This window comes from Acinetobacter portensis (assembly GCF_023158935.1).
Lineage (GTDB): Bacteria > Pseudomonadota > Gammaproteobacteria > Pseudomonadales > Moraxellaceae > Acinetobacter > Acinetobacter faecalis.
The window spans coordinates 1,297,675-1,317,080 of the sequence record NZ_CP096120.1; the positions used below are offsets into that span (position 1 = coordinate 1,297,675).

Here is a 19,406-nt window from a genome sequence, read left to right on the forward strand (position 1 = left end):
ATAAAAATAAAGCCCATGTTAGCAAGAACACAAGCTTTTATTGATATTGCTTTAGAAGTCTTGAAAGACCAATAAAGCACTTCATATTTTATACTGGATGTTTAGCAGCAATAATTTGGCTTACCATTGCTGCTGTTACCGCAGATAATGTCCAACCTAAATGTCCATGACCAGTGTTATAGAACACACGCTCACGTTTGCCTTCACGTACTACAGGCATCATATTTGGCATCATTGGACGTAAACCCGACCAAGGTACGGCATGTTCTGTAGATACATCAAAGTTACGATTTACCCAATCTACCAAAGGCTGAATTCGGTCTGCGCGAATATCACGGTTATATCCATTATATTCCGCAGTTCCTGCAATACGGAAACGATCTTCACCTAAACGAGAAGTCACAATTTTTGCACTTTCATCTAATAAGCTTACCCAAGGTGCATTTTCTACACTCTTAGCATCGTTTAAATTTACCGTAATTGAGTAGCCTTTTACTGGATAAATATTGACACGATCACCCAACATATCTGCAAGTTGATAACTACCAACACCACCACAAACCAATACTGCATCAGCATTTAAAGAAACAGATTCTAAATCCTCATCGTTCATATTTTCATCACTTTTACTATAAATGACTTCAACACGATCTGCATGATGTTTTACATCTATTACATTGGTACCAAATAAATATTTAACACCATTTCGTTCCGTAACTTTTGCTAAACCTGTTGTGAATCTATGAATATCACCTGTCGCATCACCTGGACAGTAGAAACCGCCGTAGTAATCACCTTTTAATGTCGGCTCAATTTCCTTAATCTCTTGATTCGTTACACCGTGACGTTCCAAACCTGCTTTACACAGCATATCATTTACTTTAATCGCGACATCATAATCATATTTATTATGATAGAAATGCAAAATTCCGCGTTTTTCTAAATTGAAATCGATTTTTTCTTCATCTGCAATTTCAAATAAACGCTTACGTGCAAGCAAAGCCAAACGTACTGTTTCATGCGTATTCGCTTCATAATGAGGAATATTAGCCATGAATTCGAATAGCCAACTGTATTTATGTAAGCTAAAAGATGGATTGAGCAAAAGTGGAGCCGATTTTTGCGACATCCATTTTATGCCTTTTAAAATGGTAGATTTCTGATTCCAAACTTCAGCATTACACGCTGAAAGCTGACCACCATTTGCAAATGACGTTTCCATTGCAGGATATAAATGTCGATCTAAAACAGTAACTTGATAACCAAGTTGTGAAAGTTCATAGGCCGATGTAACACCCGTAATACCAGCACCAATTACAATAATATGTGGCATAAGCACTCCTTTGGACGCTCTGTTCCTTGTGTATGCCCCATCTGTCATTTGTACCTGAGAGCTTCGATTCAGCATTTAAATAAATGATAAACCTTCCCCTTCGGTGAGTGCCTTTATATGCACTTCTCTCCAGATTTTTTGATTATTACAGTCCTTTTGCCTGAGAGTTTCCTGGGGTGTTGCTCCTTCGGCGAGCACGTCAATGTGCTTCTCTCCTGCAATAATCTATTATGTTATTTACGAGCAATTCTTATACCAATTTAAAATTTAAATTATTTTAATTTCTAAGATGTCTAATTTACGCTCAAACCAAGCTTATAGATTAAACAATACAAATTCAATAGCCCACTATTGAACTATTGTTACAACTTAAGTCGATAGTTTAAGACGTTTAATGTATTTTATAGATACAAAAAAAGCCCTGTTATGGGGCTTTTAGTTTCAGTTCTTTTATTTATGCGTATGAATAGACATCACAATTCCCATACTTGCAAGCAAGCTTACAACCGCTGTACCACCATAACTTAGTAGCGGCAATGGATCACCTGTTACAGGTAAAATTCCACTCACCATTCCAGAATTTAAAAACACAAAGAAAAAGAATGTTAGACCTATTGCACCCGCCATCAATCTTCCAAAATTATCGTAGCTATTCATACTGATATATAAACAACGGAAAATAATTGCTGCGTACAAACTTAATAGTAAAAACACACCAATAAAACCAAATTCTTCTGAATAGGTCGATAGAATAAAGTCTGTATGATGTTCTGGTAAATAACCTAAATGTGACTGAGTTCCTTCAAGAAAACCTTTTCCTAACAAGCCACCCGATCCAATTGCAATTTTAGATTGAATAATATTCCAACCTGCGCCTAATGCATCTGCTTCAGGATCAAAAAGCGTCACAATACGTTTCTTTTGATATTCTTGAAGCACAAACATCCAAATTAAAGGCATTGTCACTGCAAATGCCGTGATTGCTCCACCAATTAATCGCCATGACATTCCACTTAAAAATAGGACAAAAATACCCGGGATAATTAATCCAATATTTAAATCTGGCTGTAATAGCACCAAAACAAATGGTACTAACATAATAATAAGAGCGATAACAATATGTATAAATTTGGGTGGGAACGAGCGCTTTGCAAAATACCAAGCCATCATTAGTGGCATTGCAAATTTCATAACCTCACTGGGTTGCATACTTCCAATGCCGGGCAAAGTAATCCAACGTTTTGCACCTAAACGAGTTTCACCAATCACAAATATCAGTAACAGCATAAATATACCAAACAGATATAAATATGGACTTACAGCTTGGTAAACTTTTGGCGGAACTTGGGCACACAAAAACATAATAATGAAGCCACTACCAAAGCTAATTGCTTGTCTGAGTAGCATTCCAGAATCTGCGGCTGTTGCACTATAAACAACCATTAAACCCAAAGCAGCATTTAAAATTAAGAAGCACAATAACCACGGATCTAAATGTAATTTAGTCCATCTTGATGATTTTTCATTTATGCTTCTGCCGTCACGTAAAGCATGACGTAAAAAACGATACTGTTGCGATGGTATCATTGATATGCAATTATTTTAAAACTGAATGAACTGATTATATGGGCAATACGGATTGCTGTGAATCAGTATTAACAATCTAATGATTAATTATTGTTTTCATTATTCTATTTTTTAACTTTGTGACTGCAAAATCAGCGAAGCAAGCAGTAAATCATCAGGATATGTGATTTTGATATTGTCTGCACGCCCTTGCACAACCTGTACTTCATGACCTGCGTATTCCAAAGCACTCGCTTCATCTGTAATAACAATGTTATCTGCTAATGCTTTTTCAATCGCACTCTTTAGCATTCCCAGACGTGCAATTTGTGGGGTTTGAGCTTGCCATAAATAATCACGACTTACAGTTTTTTCAATTTTAGGCTGATCAGCGACATATTTAAGCGTATCACGAACCTGTATCGCTAAAATTGCGCTCGTATTTTTTAAGATTGCTGTTTCAACCAATTGAATTAAAGATGACTCACTTACACATGGACGAGCAGCATCATGCACAAAAACCCAATCGTCTTCAGAAGCAATTTCAAGTAAATATTGAAGCGCATTTAATACGGAATGAACGCGCTCTTGACCACCTAAACAAAAATGTGCTTTTTCTTTATTACTAAGCGGTAAATTTTTCGCAATATTATCTTGCTGACCAATTGCCAATACATAACCTGTTAAAGGCAATATATTTAAGCGTGCAATAGTATGCTCAAGAACAGTTTTATCTAATATGGTTTGATATTGCTTTAATTCTGTTTTAGAAAAACGACTGCCTGAACCTGCGGCAGGAATAATAGCCCATAGCTTATTCGGTTGGAGGCAATTCATCTGATTCATTAGTTTTTAAATCTGAATTTTGGTATGGATTTACATACAAAGGCTTATATTGCGTACTAATTGTACTCATTTGAATAAACGTTTCATGAGGTTTAATTAAACCTAAATCTAAACGTGCATGCTCTTCAATGGCTTCAACACCATTTTTCAAGTCATAAACTTCAGCAGCTAAAATTCGATTTCGTTCTTTTAGTTCAGCATTTATTTCGCGTTGTTGTTCTATTTTTTGCGTTAATTTCTGATGGTCTAATGCACCACCTTCACTAAAATAGTATGCATACTGAAACCCCGCAATCAAAATGATTGCGAGGCCCAATAACACTTTACTCGAAATTGAGTCGAATAAACGTAGTATTAACATAGAGTGCTTAGTTTAAACCTTTAAACTCAGCTTTACCGCGATACGCAGCGTTAGTCAACTCTTCAATACGAAGTAATTGGTTATATTTCGCTACACGGTCAGAACGGCAAAGTGAACCAGTCTTGATTTGACCAGCACCTGTACCTACTGCTAAATCAGCAATAGTTGAATCTTCAGTTTCACCTGAACGGTGTGAAATAACTGTAGAGTAACCATTTTCTTTAGCAAGGTAGATCGCATCTAAAGTTTCAGTCAACGTACCAATTTGATTGTATTTGATTAAGATAGAGTTACCTACTTTCTCATTAATACCACGTTGTAAAATCTTAGGATTTGTAACGAATAAATCATCACCAACCAATTGAATTTTGTCGCCAAGGATTGAAGTTAGGTAAGACCAACCTTCCCAATCAGACTCGTCCAAACCATCTTCAATAGAGATAATTGGGTATTGGTTTACAAGACCAGCAAGGTAATCAGAGAATTGGTTGCTTGTGAATGCTTTGTTGCCTTCACCTGCAAGAATGTACTGACCATCTTTGTAGAATTCTGAAGATGCACAGTCAAGCGCAAGCATAATGTCAGAACCAGCTTTGTAGCCAGTTTGACCAATTGCTTCAAGAATTACAGTAATTGCTTCTTCGTTAGAACGAAGGTTTGGTGCGAAACCACCTTCATCACCAACCGCAGTGTTTAAACCTTTTTTGTTTAAAACTGATTTTAAAGAATGGAAGATTTCAGCGCCTGCGCGTAAAGCTTCAGAGAATGAGTTAAAGCCAACTGGCTCAATCATAAACTCTTGAATATCAACGTTATTATCTGCATGTGAACCACCATTGATGATGTTCATCATTGGTACAGGCATAGTCAAAATTGAGTTATTGCGAAGGTTAGCAATATATTGGAACAAAGGAATTTTTTGTTCTTCAGCAGCAGCACGTGCAGCAGCTAAAGAAACTGCTAAAGTCGCGTTAGCACCTAATTTTTCTTTGTTTTCAGTACCGTCTAAAGCAATCATCGTGTTATCGATGTCTTTTTGCTCAAATACAGACTTACCAACTAAAGCATCACGAATTAAAGTGTTTACGTTGTTAACCGCAGTTTTAACACCTTTACCTAAGTAACGCGCTTTATCGCCATCACGAAGTTCTAAAGCTTCACGAGAACCAGTTGAAGCACCAGATGGTGCACATGCACGGCCAACCACGCCAGATGCTAAGATTACGTCAGCTTCGATGGTTGGGTTACCACGAGAGTCCAAAATTTCACGTGCACGAATATCAACGATTTGACTCATGAACAATTCCTCTGTTGATTAATAACAAGATGCTTTAGAAGGCATCATTATGTAGCTAATTAATGAGTATCTAGCTTTTTAAAGCCTTTTACCAAGGTATCTAATTCTTTAAGCTGAGCTAAGAATGGTTCAAGTTGCGACATACGTAACGCACATGGACCATCACACTTCGCTTTTTCAGGATCTGGATGAGCTTCTAAGAACAAACCTGCTAAACCTGTTGCCATACCCGCACGCGCAAGCGTAGTAATTTGAGCACGACGACCACCCGCAGAATCTTCACGACCACCCGGAGTTTGAAGTGCATGTGTTACATCAAAGAACACAGGTACATTCATCTCTTTCATATGATCGAAGCCAAGCATATCTACAACAAGGTTGTTATAACCAAATGCCGAACCACGTTCACATAAAATTAGTTTGTCATTACCAGCTTCTAAACATTTATTTAGAATATGGCGCATTTCATGAGGTGCTAAAAACTGAGCTTTCTTAATGTTAATGATCGCTTGAGTTTTTGCCATCGCTTCAACCAAATCGGTTTGGCGACTAAGGAATGCAGGAAGTTGGATAATATCGGCAACTTCCGCAACAGGTGCAGCTTGGTAGGGTTCATGTACATCTGTAATGATAGGTACATTGAAGTGTTTTTTAATGTCAGCTAACCACTCGATGCCTTTTTCTAAGCCTGGGCCACGAAAAGAGTTCAAGCTTGAACGATTGGCTTTATCAAAGCTTGCTTTGAACACGTAAGGAATACCTAATCGTGTACAAATATCGACATAAGTCTCAGCAATTTCAAAAGCTAAGTCTTTAGACTCAAGTACGTTCATTCCACCAAATAATACAAATGGTAAATGGTTCGCCATTTGAATATCGCCAAGACTTACAATTTCTTGTGGTTTTAATACTGACATTTAAACTTCCCTAGTCTGATCCTAAAATCCAATTATTTTGCTTTTTTGTATTGCTGTTTAGCAGCATCAATAAAGCTTGCAAATAATGGATGTCCATCACGTGGCGAACTTGTAAATTCCGGGTGGAATTGTACAGCGATAAACCAAGGATGTGCAGGAATTTCAACAGTTTCTACTAAACGTTGGATTGGTGAATAACCAGAAATCTTCATACCCTTTTCTTCAAGCGCAGGAATAAAACGGTTGTTCATTTCGTAACGGTGACGATGACGCTCTACAATTTCTTCAGAACCGTAAACTTCAGCAGTTTTCGTACCCGCAACCAATTCAGATTTTTGAGCACCAAGACGCATTGTACCGCCAAGATCAGAATCTGCGCTACGTTGCTGAACTTCACCACGTTCATCTAACCATTCTGTAATTAAGCCAATTAATGGTGACTTAGTAGAACGGTTAAATTCTGTAGAAGTTGCATCTGTAATACCTGCAACATTACGTGCATATTCAATTACAGCCAATTGCATACCTAAACAAATACCTAAGAACGGTACTTTGTTTTCGCGAGCGAATTGGATTGCTTTCATTTTTCCTTCAGTACCGCGCTCACCAAAGCCGCCAGGTACTAAAATTGCATCAGCATCTTTCAATACTTCAGCAACATCTTGGCTTTCTAATTCTTCAGCATTTACGTAGTCAATTTGAACTTTAACGCGGTTTTTAACGCCAGCATGTAAAAGTGCTTCGTTCACAGATTTATAAGCATCTGGAAGTTCTACATATTTACCAACCATTGCAACACGCACTGTGTATTCAGGGTTAAGTAGCGCTTCTACAACGTTATCCCAATCTGAAAGATCAGCTTCAGGTAAATCGTTATAGCCAAAACGTTCGCAAATTAAATCATCAACATTTTGTTCGTAGAACGTACGTGGAATTTGATAAATTGAGCGAGCATCTTTACAAACAACTACTGCACGTGCTTCTACGTTAGTAAATAGTGCAATTTTACGTGTTGTATCAGCATCAACATCATATTCTGTACGGCAGATTAAGATGTCTGGCTGAATACCAATAGAAAGCAATTCTTTAACAGAATGCTGAGTTGGTTTTGTTTTAAGTTCTGCTGCAGATTTAATGTATGGAAGCAATGTTAAGTGCATTAACATCGTACGCTTGTGACCAAGCTCAACCATTAATTGACGTACAGACTCCATAAATGGAAGTGATTCGATATCACCTACTGTTCCGCCAATTTCTACAATTGCAACGTCGTAACCTTCGCCAGCGCGAAGTACACGTTCTTTAATATTATCCGTAATATGTGGAATAACTTGAACTGTTCCACCTAGGTAATCGCCACGGCGTTCTTTGTTCAATACGTCTTGATATACACGACCAGATGTAAAGTTGTTTAACTTTGTCATCTTCGCACGACGTAAGAAACGCTCGTAATAACCCAAGTCTAAATCAGTTTCAGCACCATCCTCTGTGACAAAAACTTCACCATGTTGGAATGGGCTCATTGTCCCTGGATCGACATTAATGTATGGATCCATTTTGACCATGGTTACTTTTAAACCACGAGCTTCTAAAAGTGCAGCAACTGAAGCAGCTGAAATACCTTTACCTAGTGATGATACAACACCACCAGTAACGAAAATAAAATGGGTCATTGGATTTCTCATACAAACGAGCCTAAATCGGCTTACAATGTTGCATGATTTTACTTTACCTTGTACCCATAAAGCAAAGTCATTCCGCATCTATTCTTCGATCACTCGACAATTGATCAATTTATAATCGTTTTTAAGATTATGTCATTCCAATCATTTATAGGATTTTCATATTTTAATTTACTGTTATAATAATGAAATCCATTCAAGCTACTATTTTTACTATTATGAATAAAAAACTTTTAATTTGTGCGGCAATTGCTACAGGCTTATTATTAACTGCGTGTGTAAAAAAAGAAGCACCGAAAGATGAAGAGCAAAATGATGTTGCAACATCTGAGCCAGTAAATCTTCAACCGCTTGAAAAGCCTGATCAAGAAACATCTCAAGCTGTTTCAGAACCTGTTCAAATTGAACGTATTGAAACAGAAAACACAACAACTGAAATTCGTCGTTCTGTTCAAGATGCTGAGCAAACTCTAGCTACAGAAACTGAAACGCCAAAAGTTGAAGCTCAACCAAAAGCAAACCGTAGCGCAAACTCTGAATCTGAAGATGAAGCAGTTCAAGCTGCAATTGCAGCCGCAATGCCTGCTCTAGAGAACTAAGTTGTAATTTTGTAATACATACTTACTTCATAATAAAAAACCAGCATATGCTGGTTTTTTATTATCTTAATGAAATTAAGCTATTCAATATAGATAGAAATTTCTTGCTTAAAACGAAGTTATTTCATGCTTTGCATACGTTTTCCCATAAGTTCAGCCAAAGCTTCCAAACCACTTTTTGGACGAATCATTACTTCAAAATCAACAATTTTTCCATGTTCATTAAACTGAATCATGTCAATGCCCTTTAATTTTTTATCGCCAATATTTGCTGAAAACTCAAGTACGATATTCGCTCCATCTTCACTTAAAAACTCTCGATGATAAGTAAAATTTTCAAACACTTGAATCACGTTACTCAAAATAAAAAATACAACCTGTTTACCTGAATATGGACTGTAAGCTACAGGTGATCTAAACACGACATCGTCACCTAGTAATTCATTTAAAATAGACATATCACGTGTTTCTAGCATTTCATGCCAACGCATAATTGATGTTTTTGTCATTTGAATTGTCATATAAATTCCTTTTTTATTATGAACTTTAATATCGAAATTTTGGAGGGATTCCATTACAGATAAACCCCTCCTTTTTTAAATAGAGATAAATGCTCTTTTCTTACATTTAAATTTTTGCAGCTAGTTCAGCACCTTGACGAATTGCGCGTTTTGCATCTAACTCGCCAGCTTCTTTAGCACCACCAATTAAATGAACATTCTTACCTAAACTTTCAAGTTGTTCATACATTGCCGTATAAGATTCTTGCCCCGCACAAATCACGATATTATCCACCTCTAAAAAAGTTGGATGATCATTCACAGTAATATGTAATCCACGTTCATCAATTTTGTTGTAACTTACACCCGCAATCATTTTCACATTACGATGTTTTAGTCCTGTACGATGAATCCAACCTGTGGTTTTTCCTAAGCCACCACCAACAGAACTTGCTTTACGTTGTAATAAATATATTTCACGTGGTGATTCTTCTACTTTCGCTGGTTTTAAACCACCTACATTTGAATAAGTCGTATCAATTCCCCATTCATCATAAAATTTTTCAGGGTTTAAACTACCACTATCACCTTCATGTGAAAGATATTCTGCTGTATCGAAACCAATACCTCCGGCACCAATAACAGCCACGCGCTTACCTACTTCTTTTTTATTTTTCAAAACATCTATATACGAAAGTACTTTAGGACTTTCTATACCTTCAATATCAAGCTTACGTGGTGTTACTCCTGTAGCAACAACTATTTCATCATAATTTGAGTTTGCAAGTTCATTAAAAGTCGCAGAATGATGAAGCTTTAGAGTGATGTTTGGTTGCAATTCAATTTTACGTTTGAAATAACGTAATGTTTCATAGAATTCTTCTTTACCCGGAATAGTCTTAGCAATATTAAATTGACCACCAATTTGGTTCGATGCTTCTAATATTGTCACCTTATGACCACGATCGGCTGCATAAGTTGCAAAACTTAAACCCGCAGGCCCCGCACCAACCACTGCAATATTTTTAGCTTGGCTAACATCTTTAAAAATAAGTTCAGTTTCAAAACACGCTCTTGGATTTACCAAACAAGAAGCAACTTTCATTGAAAAAATATGATCTAAACACGCTTGGTTACAGCCAATACAGGTATTAATTTCATCACTTCTACCTTGTTTTGCTTTCTCCATAAAAAATGGATCTGCAAGCATAGGACGTGCCATTGAAATCATATCTGCATGACCTGAAGCTAAAACATACTCTGCCATTTCAGGCGTATTAATACGATTTGAGGTAATAAGCGGAACTTTAACTTCACCTTTAAGTTTTTCTGTTACCCAAGTAAAAGCTGCACGCGGAACTTTCGTTGCAATAGTTGGAATTCGAGCTTCATGCCAACCAATACCTGTGTTAATAATGGTTGCACCTGCTTTTTCTATTTGTTTTGCAAGATATACAACTTCTTCAAATGTTGAACCACCTTCCACTAAATCCAACATAGAAAGACGATAAATAATAATAAAATTTTCACCTACTTCTTCACGTGTCCGTTTTACAATTTCAATAGGAAAACGAATGCGATTTTTATAGCTACCGCCCCATTCATCATCTCTGTGATTTGTACGAGCGGCAATAAACTCATTAATTAAATAACCTTCTGAGCCCATAATTTCTACGCCATCGTAACCTGCGTATTGTGCTAATTTGGCACAATTCACAAAGTCTGCAATGGTTTGATTTACTTCCGCAGATGTTAAAGCATGAGGCTTTGTAGGATTAATAGGTGCTTGAATTGCAGATGGTGCGACATTATCTGCCTGATATGAATATCGACCTGTATGTAATATTTGCATGGCAATTTTACCGCCAGCCTCATGAACGGCTGTCGTAATAACTTTATGCTTTTCTGCTTCCGCAGTTGTATCTAATTTTGAGCCACCCGCAAATGTAACACCTGCATCGTTAGGTGAAATTCCGCCAGTTACAATTAAAGCCACGCCACCTTTTGCACGTTCTGCGTAAAATGCAGCCATACGGTCAAATCCACCAGGTGCTTCTTCCAATCCTACATGCATAGAACCCATTAATACTCGGTTTTTAAGCGTTGTAAAACCCAAATTTAAGGGTGCTAAAATATTTGGAAAGTTTGACATATATACTCCTTGGCGAGCTTCATGCTGGCTATTTTTATGTTTAATGCAACTTGTTGCATACTCTTATATTCGAGATTTGATTTTTATGCAACATGTTGCATAATAAAACACATGAAAAATTACGCGTTGTAAACTTATGTCTTTAGCACATGTTTTACTCACTAGCTTATTAGAAAAACCAAGTACGGGCATTGAACTTGCTCGACGCTTTGACCGTTCTATGGGTTTCTTTTGGAATGCAACGCATCAACAAATATACCGTGAATTAAATGCAATGCTCAAAAAAGGTTGGATTTCTACACTTGAAGATTCTGACTATATGGGGCGCAGTAAAACCTATCAAGTAGAATTATTAGGTCGAACCGAACTTGCTGACTGGATGCTTAAACATAGCGAGCCTGCACAATTACGTGAAGAACTGATGGTTCGTTTGCGCGCAGAAGCACAATTGGGTGGAAATACTGTATTACCAGAGCTTGAACAGCACTTATTTATACATAAAGAAAAATTAAAAACCTACCAACAAATTTTTGCTAAAGATTTTGCTCATACAAACAATGAAAGTCGCACCTTATATATACATAAAATGATTTTACAATTGGGCATAGACTTAGAGATTGGTTGGATAAAATGGCTTGAAGAAGTAATTCCTGAGCTTAAAAAATTTAATGACTAATTTTATTTAGCAGTTTTCATAATGCTCTAAAGCTGTTTCCAATAAAAGGATGATGTGATGCCTTATTACACTATGCAAGATAATGAAAAATTATATGTTCGTGAATTTGGGCAAGGTCAACCTGTATTGGTTTTATCTGGTTTAGGCATGCAAAGTTGGCAATGGTTGCCCTTTTTATACAATTTAAAAAATAAATATCACTTTATTATTCCAGATTGGCGCGGTTTTGGTCGTTCAAAAAATTGTGCTATTCCAAAGATTGATGCTATTTCAAGTCATTGGCAAGATTTAAGTACACTTATAGAAACTAAACAGCTTAAGCAATTTAAAGTTATCGGATATTCCATGGGTGCAACAACTGCCATGCAGGGCATGAAATATGGCAACTTATCTCAACATTTACAAAGTTATTTACACATTGACCAAACACCCAAAATTTCTATAGATGAAACGTGGCAATATGGTTTGTACGGACAAAAGCAGCCTGAATTTAAAAGATTATTAAAGCAAATTTCTTCTTTTTTGAATGATCATTCCAATTTACAGACCTTTGAAAGTTTAAGTTTGGAAAAACGTCAAATGTTGTTAAAACTATGGTCAGAATTTATTGCTTTTCAATCGAGTAGTAACATCAGCCCTTTTTTATTTAAACTTGCGCTTAATAAACCTAAACTTCAAAAATATGTTTTACCTATTCATCGTTTAGATTATTTAGCTTGGTATATAAATAACTACTTGTATCACAATGAAGATTATCGTCATGAAATTGCAAGCTTGAGCTGCTCGACTACATTTTTCAGTGGTGAGCAATCGACTTTATATCCTGTAGAAGGTCAAACTTTAATTGCACAAAGTTTAGAAAATTCACAGCAAATTATCTTCAAAAAATCAGGTCACACACCACTTATAAGTGAACCTATAAAATTCACTCAAGAAGTCCATCAATTTTTAAAAGCAGATATTAGTCTTAAACTTTAAAAATAACTACTAAGATCTACATTAATTCGCTATATTTTTAATCTAAGTACATATAAAACAACATACTTTATTAACATGTTTCCCCTATAGTGAATGGTATGAATACGCTAAAATTCACAACAATTTCACCTTTGCACAATATAAATTAAGGAAGAACTATGGCACAGTTTGCTGTCATTGGATTAGGCAGTTTTGGCGCAACAGTTGCAACAGAACTTGTTGGTTTAAAACATGATGTTATTGGCATTGATATTGAAAAAAAATATGTAGAAAGCATTTCCGATGTGCTTACACACTCCGCTATTGCCGATGCAACCGATGAGCATGTTTTAGATGAACTCAATATTACCCAATGTGATGCTGTAGTGGTTGCAATTGGTGAAGACATTGAAGCCAGTATTTTATGTGTGTTACATCTTAAAAATTTAGGTGTAGAAAAAATTTGGGTAAAAGCAAAATCTAAAGCACATCACATGATTTTGACTCACTTAGGTATTTGTAAAATTATTCATCCTGAAGAAGATATGGGTGTTCGTGTAGCGCAAAGCCTGAGCTATCCAATGGTAAGCCGTTATATGGCGCTCAATGATGACCATTATTTGGTTAAAGTTGAAATTACAGAAAACTTAGCAGGTACACGCTTTCATAGCGTAATGGATCATGTTCCTGAAGTTCGTGCAATTTTGCATAAACGTGAACAAGAAATTATTTATAGCATTGACCCAAATTTAATTTTACAAGATGGCGATGTATTGGTTATTGAAGGCTCTATAGAACCTTTGCGTCGTTTATCTAAACACTTTACTGCAAAATAGGAATATTCCTATGAAGCAATTTCGTAATAAACAAAATAATACAGTTAATTTAAGCCCACCAAGTTTATTGGCGCTAGGATTTCTAAGCTTTATTATTTTGGGAACTTTTCTATTAAAGCTTCCTTTTGCAAATCACGGTGATTTATCTTGGTTTAATGCCTTATTTACCGCAACTTCGGCAGTCACCATTACAGGACTTTCTGTAGTAAATGTAGGTGAAACTTATACCGTTTTTGGAAAAGTGATTATTATGATGCTTATTCAATGTGGCGGTTTAGGTTTTATGACCTTTGCCATATTGGCAGCGTTAAGTTTGTCTCCAAAAATTGGCTTAAAACAACAAGTTATGGCGCAAGACACTATTGGGCAAACCAGTTTATCTAAAGTGTCATTTACCATTAAAGGTGTACTGCTTTATTCATTATTTTTTGAAGCCATTGGCACGGTTATTTTAACCATCGCATGGATGGAAGATTACGACTTTGCTAAAGCTTTTTTCTACGCCGCATTTTATAGTGTTTCAGCTTTTAATAATGGTGGATTCTCTTTATTTCCCAATAGCTTAATGAGCTTCCACGACAAGTACTTTATTACCTTTACCATTAGTATGTTGTACATTATTGGCGGTATTGGCTTTGTAGTACTCATGGATATTAAACGTGCCAAACGTTGGAAAAAATTGTCTGCAAATAGCAAACTCATTATTTCAACTATTGCAGGTTTGAACTTAGTTGCATTTATTCTTTTATGGGCAATTGAAGCAAATAATCCATTAACTTTAGCACCAATGAGTATGGGCGATCAGGCTCTAAATGCTTGGTTCCATGCCACAGTTCCCCGCTCTTCAGGTTTTAACAGTTTAGAACTAAGCAATATGAGCGGTGCTTCCACTCTTATCACCATGATTTTAATGTTCATTGGTGGTGGCTCTTTAAGTACCGCGGGTGGTATTAAAGTTGGAACATTTATCATTGTTGTTTTAAGTGTAATTACCTTTTTAAGACGCTCTGAAGAACTACGTATTTTTAATCACTCTGTAGCAAAAGCAACATCATTTAAAGCACTTGCTGTGGTTTCAATTACGGCAATTTTAATTTTTATGGGGCTATTTAGCTTATTGCTTTTAGAACCTAATCATCACTTTTTAGACTTACTTTTTGAAGCTGTTTCTGCTGCTTGTACGGTAGGTTTATCACGCGGGATTACAGGTGAATTACAACCTGCAAGTTTATTTATTTTAATGTTGCTCATGTTTGCAGGCAGATTAGGGCCTTTAACCCTGGCATATTTAATTGCAACACCTAAGAAAAGTCGTATTAAGCATCCACAAACAGATATTCAAATTGGTTAATGTTTGCTTGTTGTCCTTTTCATAAGCCAGTAAAAAGCCACTTCTAAAAGTGGCTTTTTTACATCTAAATTTTTAATTAATACCAATCGAGCAAAGACACACCTAAACCAACATAAGTTGCTTTGTGGTTATAGTCGATTAAGCTTTCACCATAACCATGAAACAATTGAAATTTACCACGCAAACGCCCGCTAATTGGGAAGTTCCAATCGAACTGAGCCGCACCACGTGAATCATCACCGCCTTTTAAGCTATGACGTAGCATCAAACTAAAATCTTGATCTTTATAACGATAAAATGCGGTTAAATCACCACGACCAATATAATTTTCAATATCTGGATTATTGTCATCTTCGGCATTTTCAGAAATTCTGAACCAAGGGCGAACAATCATTGCAAAGTTTTCTCGTTCAAAACCAACATTCACAATGACACGATTCCAACTACGTGACCAAGGATCTGAACGACCATTCGATTGATGGTTAAAAGTTAATCCCAATAAACGACCATTTAAACCAAACATTTCGTAATTTGTACGGAACATTAAACTCGCTTCAGGTTCGTAATTGGTTTCACGAAATGGACGAGATTCATCGCTGTTATACATTTGCCAACGAGATGATTGCGTATAACCCACCCATAAATCACCGTTATTGCCAAAAATACTTTCAAATGCTTTGGTTTTTAATGAAAGTTGATATTTCATTTCCGTTGAATCTAAAGGCATAGCTTCATCGGGACTAATTACATTTTGTGAATTACCGCTTGTAGGCTGTTCATGCTTCTTAGATGTCCAAAATGCGGGAAGAACATATACAGGCTGATATGCGCGAACTTGCCATGTACCAAGTTTACTTTCAGGTGAAAGCTCCCAACGGCTATCTAACAAAGATGTATTTGGAGTAAATGTTGCCGCTTCTACAGCAACAACATTGTTCTTAATTTTATCTGCGAAGCTATCTGTTTCAGAACTTAGTGAAAGTGCTGCTTCACGCTCTGAAACCAATGGCTGAACATCTGTAGTTGGAACTTTAAATAGCGCATCATAACAAGCGAGTCGATCTGCATTCGATTGTAATGCCACACATGCATCTGCACTTGCAGGCGAAATTTCACCTGCTGCATGAAGTTGCATCATAGAAGCAGATCCAAGTAAAACTGTACTTAAACCCAATACAACTGGCTTATTTTGAAATGGCATTTAAAGCTCCTCTTATAATTTTATTGGCTTAATTAACTTGCTTAATTTCAAAACCAAGTTCTTGCAATAATTCACGTTTTGCAATTGGCGCAACAACTGACTTAGAAGGCTTTTGCTGACGTAAATATACATCTGCAACACGTTTTAAGTCATCTAAATTCACAGCCAATAAACGTTCACGTAATTGCGCTCTAAATGCAGGTGTACGCGCATGTAATAATGAATAACATGCTGTAATTGCTTCGCCCGCAGGAGAACCTGGTTTATCCATGCTTGCAATTAAGCCCAAAATCGCTTCTTCAAGCTGATGCGGTTGTTGTTCTGCATTAAACAACCAATCTACACTTGCTTCAAAGTCTTGGAATGTTTCAGCTAAACGTGGGTCACGGTAGCTATAGAAGCGGAATGAACATGCATTACCGTCATAGCTTGCACCACCACCATAAGCACCGCCTTTTTCACGAATAGCACTATGTAAGAAACCATTACGTAAATACGCAGCAAGCACCATCAATGGTGCAGCATCAGGATGTGACACTTCTACCGCAGCATAAGCAGATGAACAGAATTGAACATTCGCTTGAATCAACCATGCTTCATCATTCTCGCTATTTTCAAAATTCACTTGAGTAAGTTCAGCATCAATTTGATCAATGGCTAACTTATCCCAAACATTTTGGATTTCTTCAATTAAACGATCAGATTGATGTTCTTCACAAACCAATAAGAATTGTTTTGGTGCTTTCAATAAACGGTTATGAATCACTTTTAATTCTTGAATAAGGTGATTATAAGCAGCTTCATCATTTTCGATTTTGCTTACTAATTCGCCCAACCAATTTAATGCGCCTAAACCTGTTGTATTGTAATCACGTAGCGCTAAAGCACTGTGGTTACGCCCTGCAATTTGCATTGCATAGCTATGACCCGAACCAGATAAGCGTGAAGACCAACGTGTTTTACGTTGCTGTAAAAGCTCAATAATGCGATCTTTTTCATCGAAACGTAATTGTTCAAAAGCAACTTTCAATAAGCGAATTGCTTCTAAGTTATTCACTAAAGATTTCGTTGTTAGCGTCAACCAAGCTGTAATTTTACCTTTATCGTCCACTTTAGAACGTAAAGATGCACCCATACCAATGCCACCGCTTACCGCAGTTTGCAATTGTTGTAGTTCTAAATAACCATATTCACCTGCGCCAACTTCGCCCATTAAAATAGACATTAAGTTGAAGTATGGAGATTTTACAATTTCATCCGGAATTTGAATAAGCACTTGATTGTAATAAATACCATTTGTACCTGCATGATATAAATTCAACGGCGTATCTAAACGATTCGAAATAATTTCACGTAATTGACCTTGAACAATATGCATTTGTGCGGGCACATCTTCTAAGCCAACTTTTGGCAATAAGTTCAAATCATCAGGTGTATCTTGACGAATTTTTAAAGCCTCAGTTTGTGCAATAATTTCAGCTTTATCTGCTTCTGTTAGTTTTGCACCAATTTCAGCTAAACGTGCTTTTTCTTCTTCGGCTTCTTTTGCAGATTTTGTTGCATCGGGCACTAAAGTCATTTGCACACGATGTGGATTATCAATTAAATGTTCTTTAATTAAGTTAGACAACCACATTGGGTCTTTTAACTCTTCTTTTACATTGGCAATTGCTGTATCTACATCCCATACATCTACAGGATCTGAATGGTGAATTGCGCTGCTTAAGCCATTTAAAATTAGGCTTAAACCATACGGCATACCATCGCCATTAATTTCACGTTGATGCAATTCAATTTGATGCAAAATCGCATCAACCATTTGTGAATCTACAGGTTTAGATGCAACATCTTCTAGAACTTTAAATACACCATTTTTAAATTCTTCAGCATGTTCAGGATTTGAACCTTGTACGCCACAATAGAATGTCATTTCATAGTTAGAATCATCTACGCCCATAATTGGACCTGTAGATTGTGCGTATCCACAAGTTTCTAAGTAATGACGCAATGGTGATGCAGAATCTTCAAGTAAAATACCTTCGACAAGACGCATGCCTAAACGAATTTTAATGTCGCTTGCCTGTGGCAATAACCAAGAAATAATGTGATAAGTCTTGTCTTTTAAGTCTTCAGCATCTACAGCATAGGTTTCTGTTACTGCAATTGGCGCTGCTAAACGTGTTTCAGGCTTAGAATGAAGCGTTTCACCTTTATCGAATTTAGACAAAGCCAAAGTTTCAAATTGCTCTTGAAGCTTATGTGCAGGTTCATTACCAAAAGTCATAAACACCGCATTACTTGGATGGTAATGCGATTTATAGAAACCTACTAACTCATCGTAAGTTAAGTCAGGAATATCTTTAGGATCACCACCTGAATTGTAGTGATACGTTGTTTCAGGGAATAAATGATGTGCCAATTGATGATACAACTGATCTGAAGGTGAACTCATTGCACCTTTCATTTCATTAAATACTACGCCTTTATATACAGGCTCACCATTTTCTAGCTCAATACGAATACCTTCTTGCGCAAAATCTAAAGGATTTAAATTTGCTGCAAAAGTTGCATCTAAATAAACTGAAAGTAGGTTTTGAAAGTCTTTTTTGTTTTGCGTTGCAAATGGATACGCTGTCCAGTCTGCCGATGTAAACGCATTCATAAAGGTATTTAATGAACGACGAATCATTAAAAAGAATGGGTCACGTACAGGGAATTTTTCAGAACCGCAAAGTGCGGTATGTTCAAGAATATGCGCTTCGCCTTTTGAATCCATAGGTTGCGTGCGAAATGCAACTAAAAACACGTTTTCGTCATGATTCGTTGCTAAGTGATAATGCACCGCACCTGTCACTTTATGTTTATATTCGCACACTAATATGTCTAAGGCTTCAACATGGTGTTGACGTACCAACTGAAACGCTGGATGAACAGTTTGAGTAATAGTTTCAGTGACATCTACAGTCATGTGATCTCCAAATTTAATGCTTTTTTAAGTGTGGCGATTATACCTTAAAAATGCCTTTAAAATGTCACAATCTCTGTATTCCTAGTTTTTTACTGTGTATTTGAAATTTGATTTTTTAGAGAGATGAAATGAATACATTTATTGAATGAATGATTTTTTTAATA

The 19,406-nt window shown here is 36.5% G+C and carries 16 protein-coding genes and 1 riboswitch; of the genes, 5 read left to right on the forward strand and 11 right to left on the reverse strand.

Annotated elements, in window-relative coordinates; translation table 11 throughout:
* Positions 1-88: 88 nt before the first annotated feature.
* The 7 genes from MZO21_RS06440 to MZO21_RS06470 form a co-directional block, all read right to left on the reverse strand.
* Positions 89-1,333, reverse strand: a complete 1,245-nt coding sequence (locus MZO21_RS06440) for a D-amino acid dehydrogenase (RefSeq protein WP_154771642.1) — start codon at positions 1,331-1,333, stop codon at positions 89-91.
* A gap of 138 nt (positions 1,334-1,471) precedes the next feature.
* Positions 1,472-1,561, reverse strand: a riboswitch (glycine riboswitch).
* A 222-nt stretch (positions 1,562-1,783) separates the two neighbouring features.
* Positions 1,784-2,920 carry a rod shape-determining protein RodA gene (gene rodA / locus MZO21_RS06445; protein WP_154771641.1) on the reverse strand — a complete coding sequence of 379 codons (1,137 nt, stop codon included), beginning with the start codon at positions 2,918-2,920 and terminating at the stop codon, positions 1,784-1,786.
* Between the two features lie 111 nt (positions 2,921-3,031).
* Positions 3,032-3,745: a 2-C-methyl-D-erythritol 4-phosphate cytidylyltransferase gene (ispD, locus tag MZO21_RS06450; RefSeq protein ID WP_154771640.1), complete on the reverse strand. Its 714-nt coding sequence runs from the start codon at positions 3,743-3,745 to the stop codon at positions 3,032-3,034.
* The gene (locus MZO21_RS06455) at positions 3,714-4,106 is read right to left on the reverse strand and encodes a septum formation initiator family protein (RefSeq protein WP_154771639.1); all 393 of its coding nucleotides are present in this window, start codon (positions 4,104-4,106) and stop codon (positions 3,714-3,716) included. Before MZO21_RS06455 ends, ispD begins: the two co-directional genes overlap by 32 nt.
* Before the next feature lie 7 nt (positions 4,107-4,113).
* Positions 4,114-5,403 carry a phosphopyruvate hydratase gene (gene eno, locus MZO21_RS06460; RefSeq protein WP_154771638.1) on the reverse strand — a complete coding sequence of 430 codons (1,290 nt, stop codon included), beginning with the start codon at positions 5,401-5,403 and terminating at the stop codon, positions 4,114-4,116.
* 59 nt (positions 5,404-5,462) lie between these two features.
* A complete protein-coding gene (gene kdsA / locus MZO21_RS06465) occupies positions 5,463-6,320 on the reverse strand; it encodes a 3-deoxy-8-phosphooctulonate synthase (RefSeq protein WP_248101091.1) in 858 nt (285 codons plus the stop codon).
* A 32-nt stretch (positions 6,321-6,352) separates the two neighbouring features.
* On the reverse strand, positions 6,353-7,993 hold the full coding sequence (locus MZO21_RS06470; protein ID WP_154771636.1) for a CTP synthase: 1,641 nt from the start codon (positions 7,991-7,993) through the stop codon (positions 6,353-6,355).
* A 227-nt stretch (positions 7,994-8,220) separates the two neighbouring features.
* Here MZO21_RS06470 and MZO21_RS06475 point away from each other — a divergent pair, with 227 nt between their 5' ends.
* A complete protein-coding gene (locus MZO21_RS06475; protein WP_154771690.1) occupies positions 8,221-8,601 on the forward strand; it encodes an internalin in 381 nt (126 codons plus the stop codon).
* Positions 8,602-8,720: 119 nt separating this feature from the next.
* Here MZO21_RS06475 and MZO21_RS06480 read toward each other — a convergent pair whose 3' ends face one another.
* Both MZO21_RS06480 and MZO21_RS06485 read right to left on the reverse strand, forming a co-directional pair.
* Entirely contained in the window at positions 8,721-9,122 is a 402-nt protein-coding gene (locus tag MZO21_RS06480) for a nuclear transport factor 2 family protein (RefSeq protein WP_154771635.1), read from the reverse strand.
* Between the two features lie 106 nt (positions 9,123-9,228).
* A complete protein-coding gene (locus tag MZO21_RS06485; RefSeq protein ID WP_154771634.1) occupies positions 9,229-11,253 on the reverse strand; it encodes an NADPH-dependent 2,4-dienoyl-CoA reductase in 2,025 nt (674 codons plus the stop codon).
* Positions 11,254-11,389: 136 nt separating this feature from the next.
* On the opposite strand from MZO21_RS06485, the gene MZO21_RS06490 reads away from it, so the two are divergent.
* From MZO21_RS06490 to MZO21_RS06505, 4 genes are all read left to right on the forward strand, one after another.
* Complete coding sequence (locus tag MZO21_RS06490) at positions 11,390-11,929, forward strand: PadR family transcriptional regulator (protein ID WP_154771633.1); 540 nt, start codon at positions 11,390-11,392, stop codon at positions 11,927-11,929.
* Positions 11,930-11,986: 57 nt separating this feature from the next.
* Positions 11,987-12,907 carry an alpha/beta fold hydrolase gene (locus tag MZO21_RS06495; protein ID WP_248101094.1) on the forward strand — a complete coding sequence of 307 codons (921 nt, stop codon included), beginning with the start codon at positions 11,987-11,989 and terminating at the stop codon, positions 12,905-12,907.
* A 158-nt stretch (positions 12,908-13,065) separates the two neighbouring features.
* A complete protein-coding gene (locus MZO21_RS06500; protein ID WP_248101097.1) occupies positions 13,066-13,722 on the forward strand; it encodes a potassium channel family protein in 657 nt (218 codons plus the stop codon).
* Positions 13,723-13,732: 10 nt separating this feature from the next.
* On the forward strand, positions 13,733-15,073 hold the full coding sequence (locus tag MZO21_RS06505) for a TrkH family potassium uptake protein (protein WP_248101100.1): 1,341 nt from the start codon (positions 13,733-13,735) through the stop codon (positions 15,071-15,073).
* Positions 15,074-15,149: 76 nt separating this feature from the next.
* On the opposite strand, the gene MZO21_RS06510 is transcribed toward MZO21_RS06505, so the two are convergent.
* Together MZO21_RS06510 and MZO21_RS06515 are read right to left on the reverse strand one after the other, a co-directional pair.
* Complete coding sequence (locus MZO21_RS06510) at positions 15,150-16,211, reverse strand: phospholipase A (protein WP_407061180.1); 1,062 nt, start codon at positions 16,209-16,211, stop codon at positions 15,150-15,152.
* A gap of 91 nt (positions 16,212-16,302) precedes the next feature.
* The gene (locus MZO21_RS06515) at positions 16,303-19,242 is read right to left on the reverse strand and encodes an insulinase family protein (RefSeq protein ID WP_248101106.1); all 2,940 of its coding nucleotides are present in this window, start codon (positions 19,240-19,242) and stop codon (positions 16,303-16,305) included.
* Positions 19,243-19,406 lie beyond the last annotated feature (164 nt).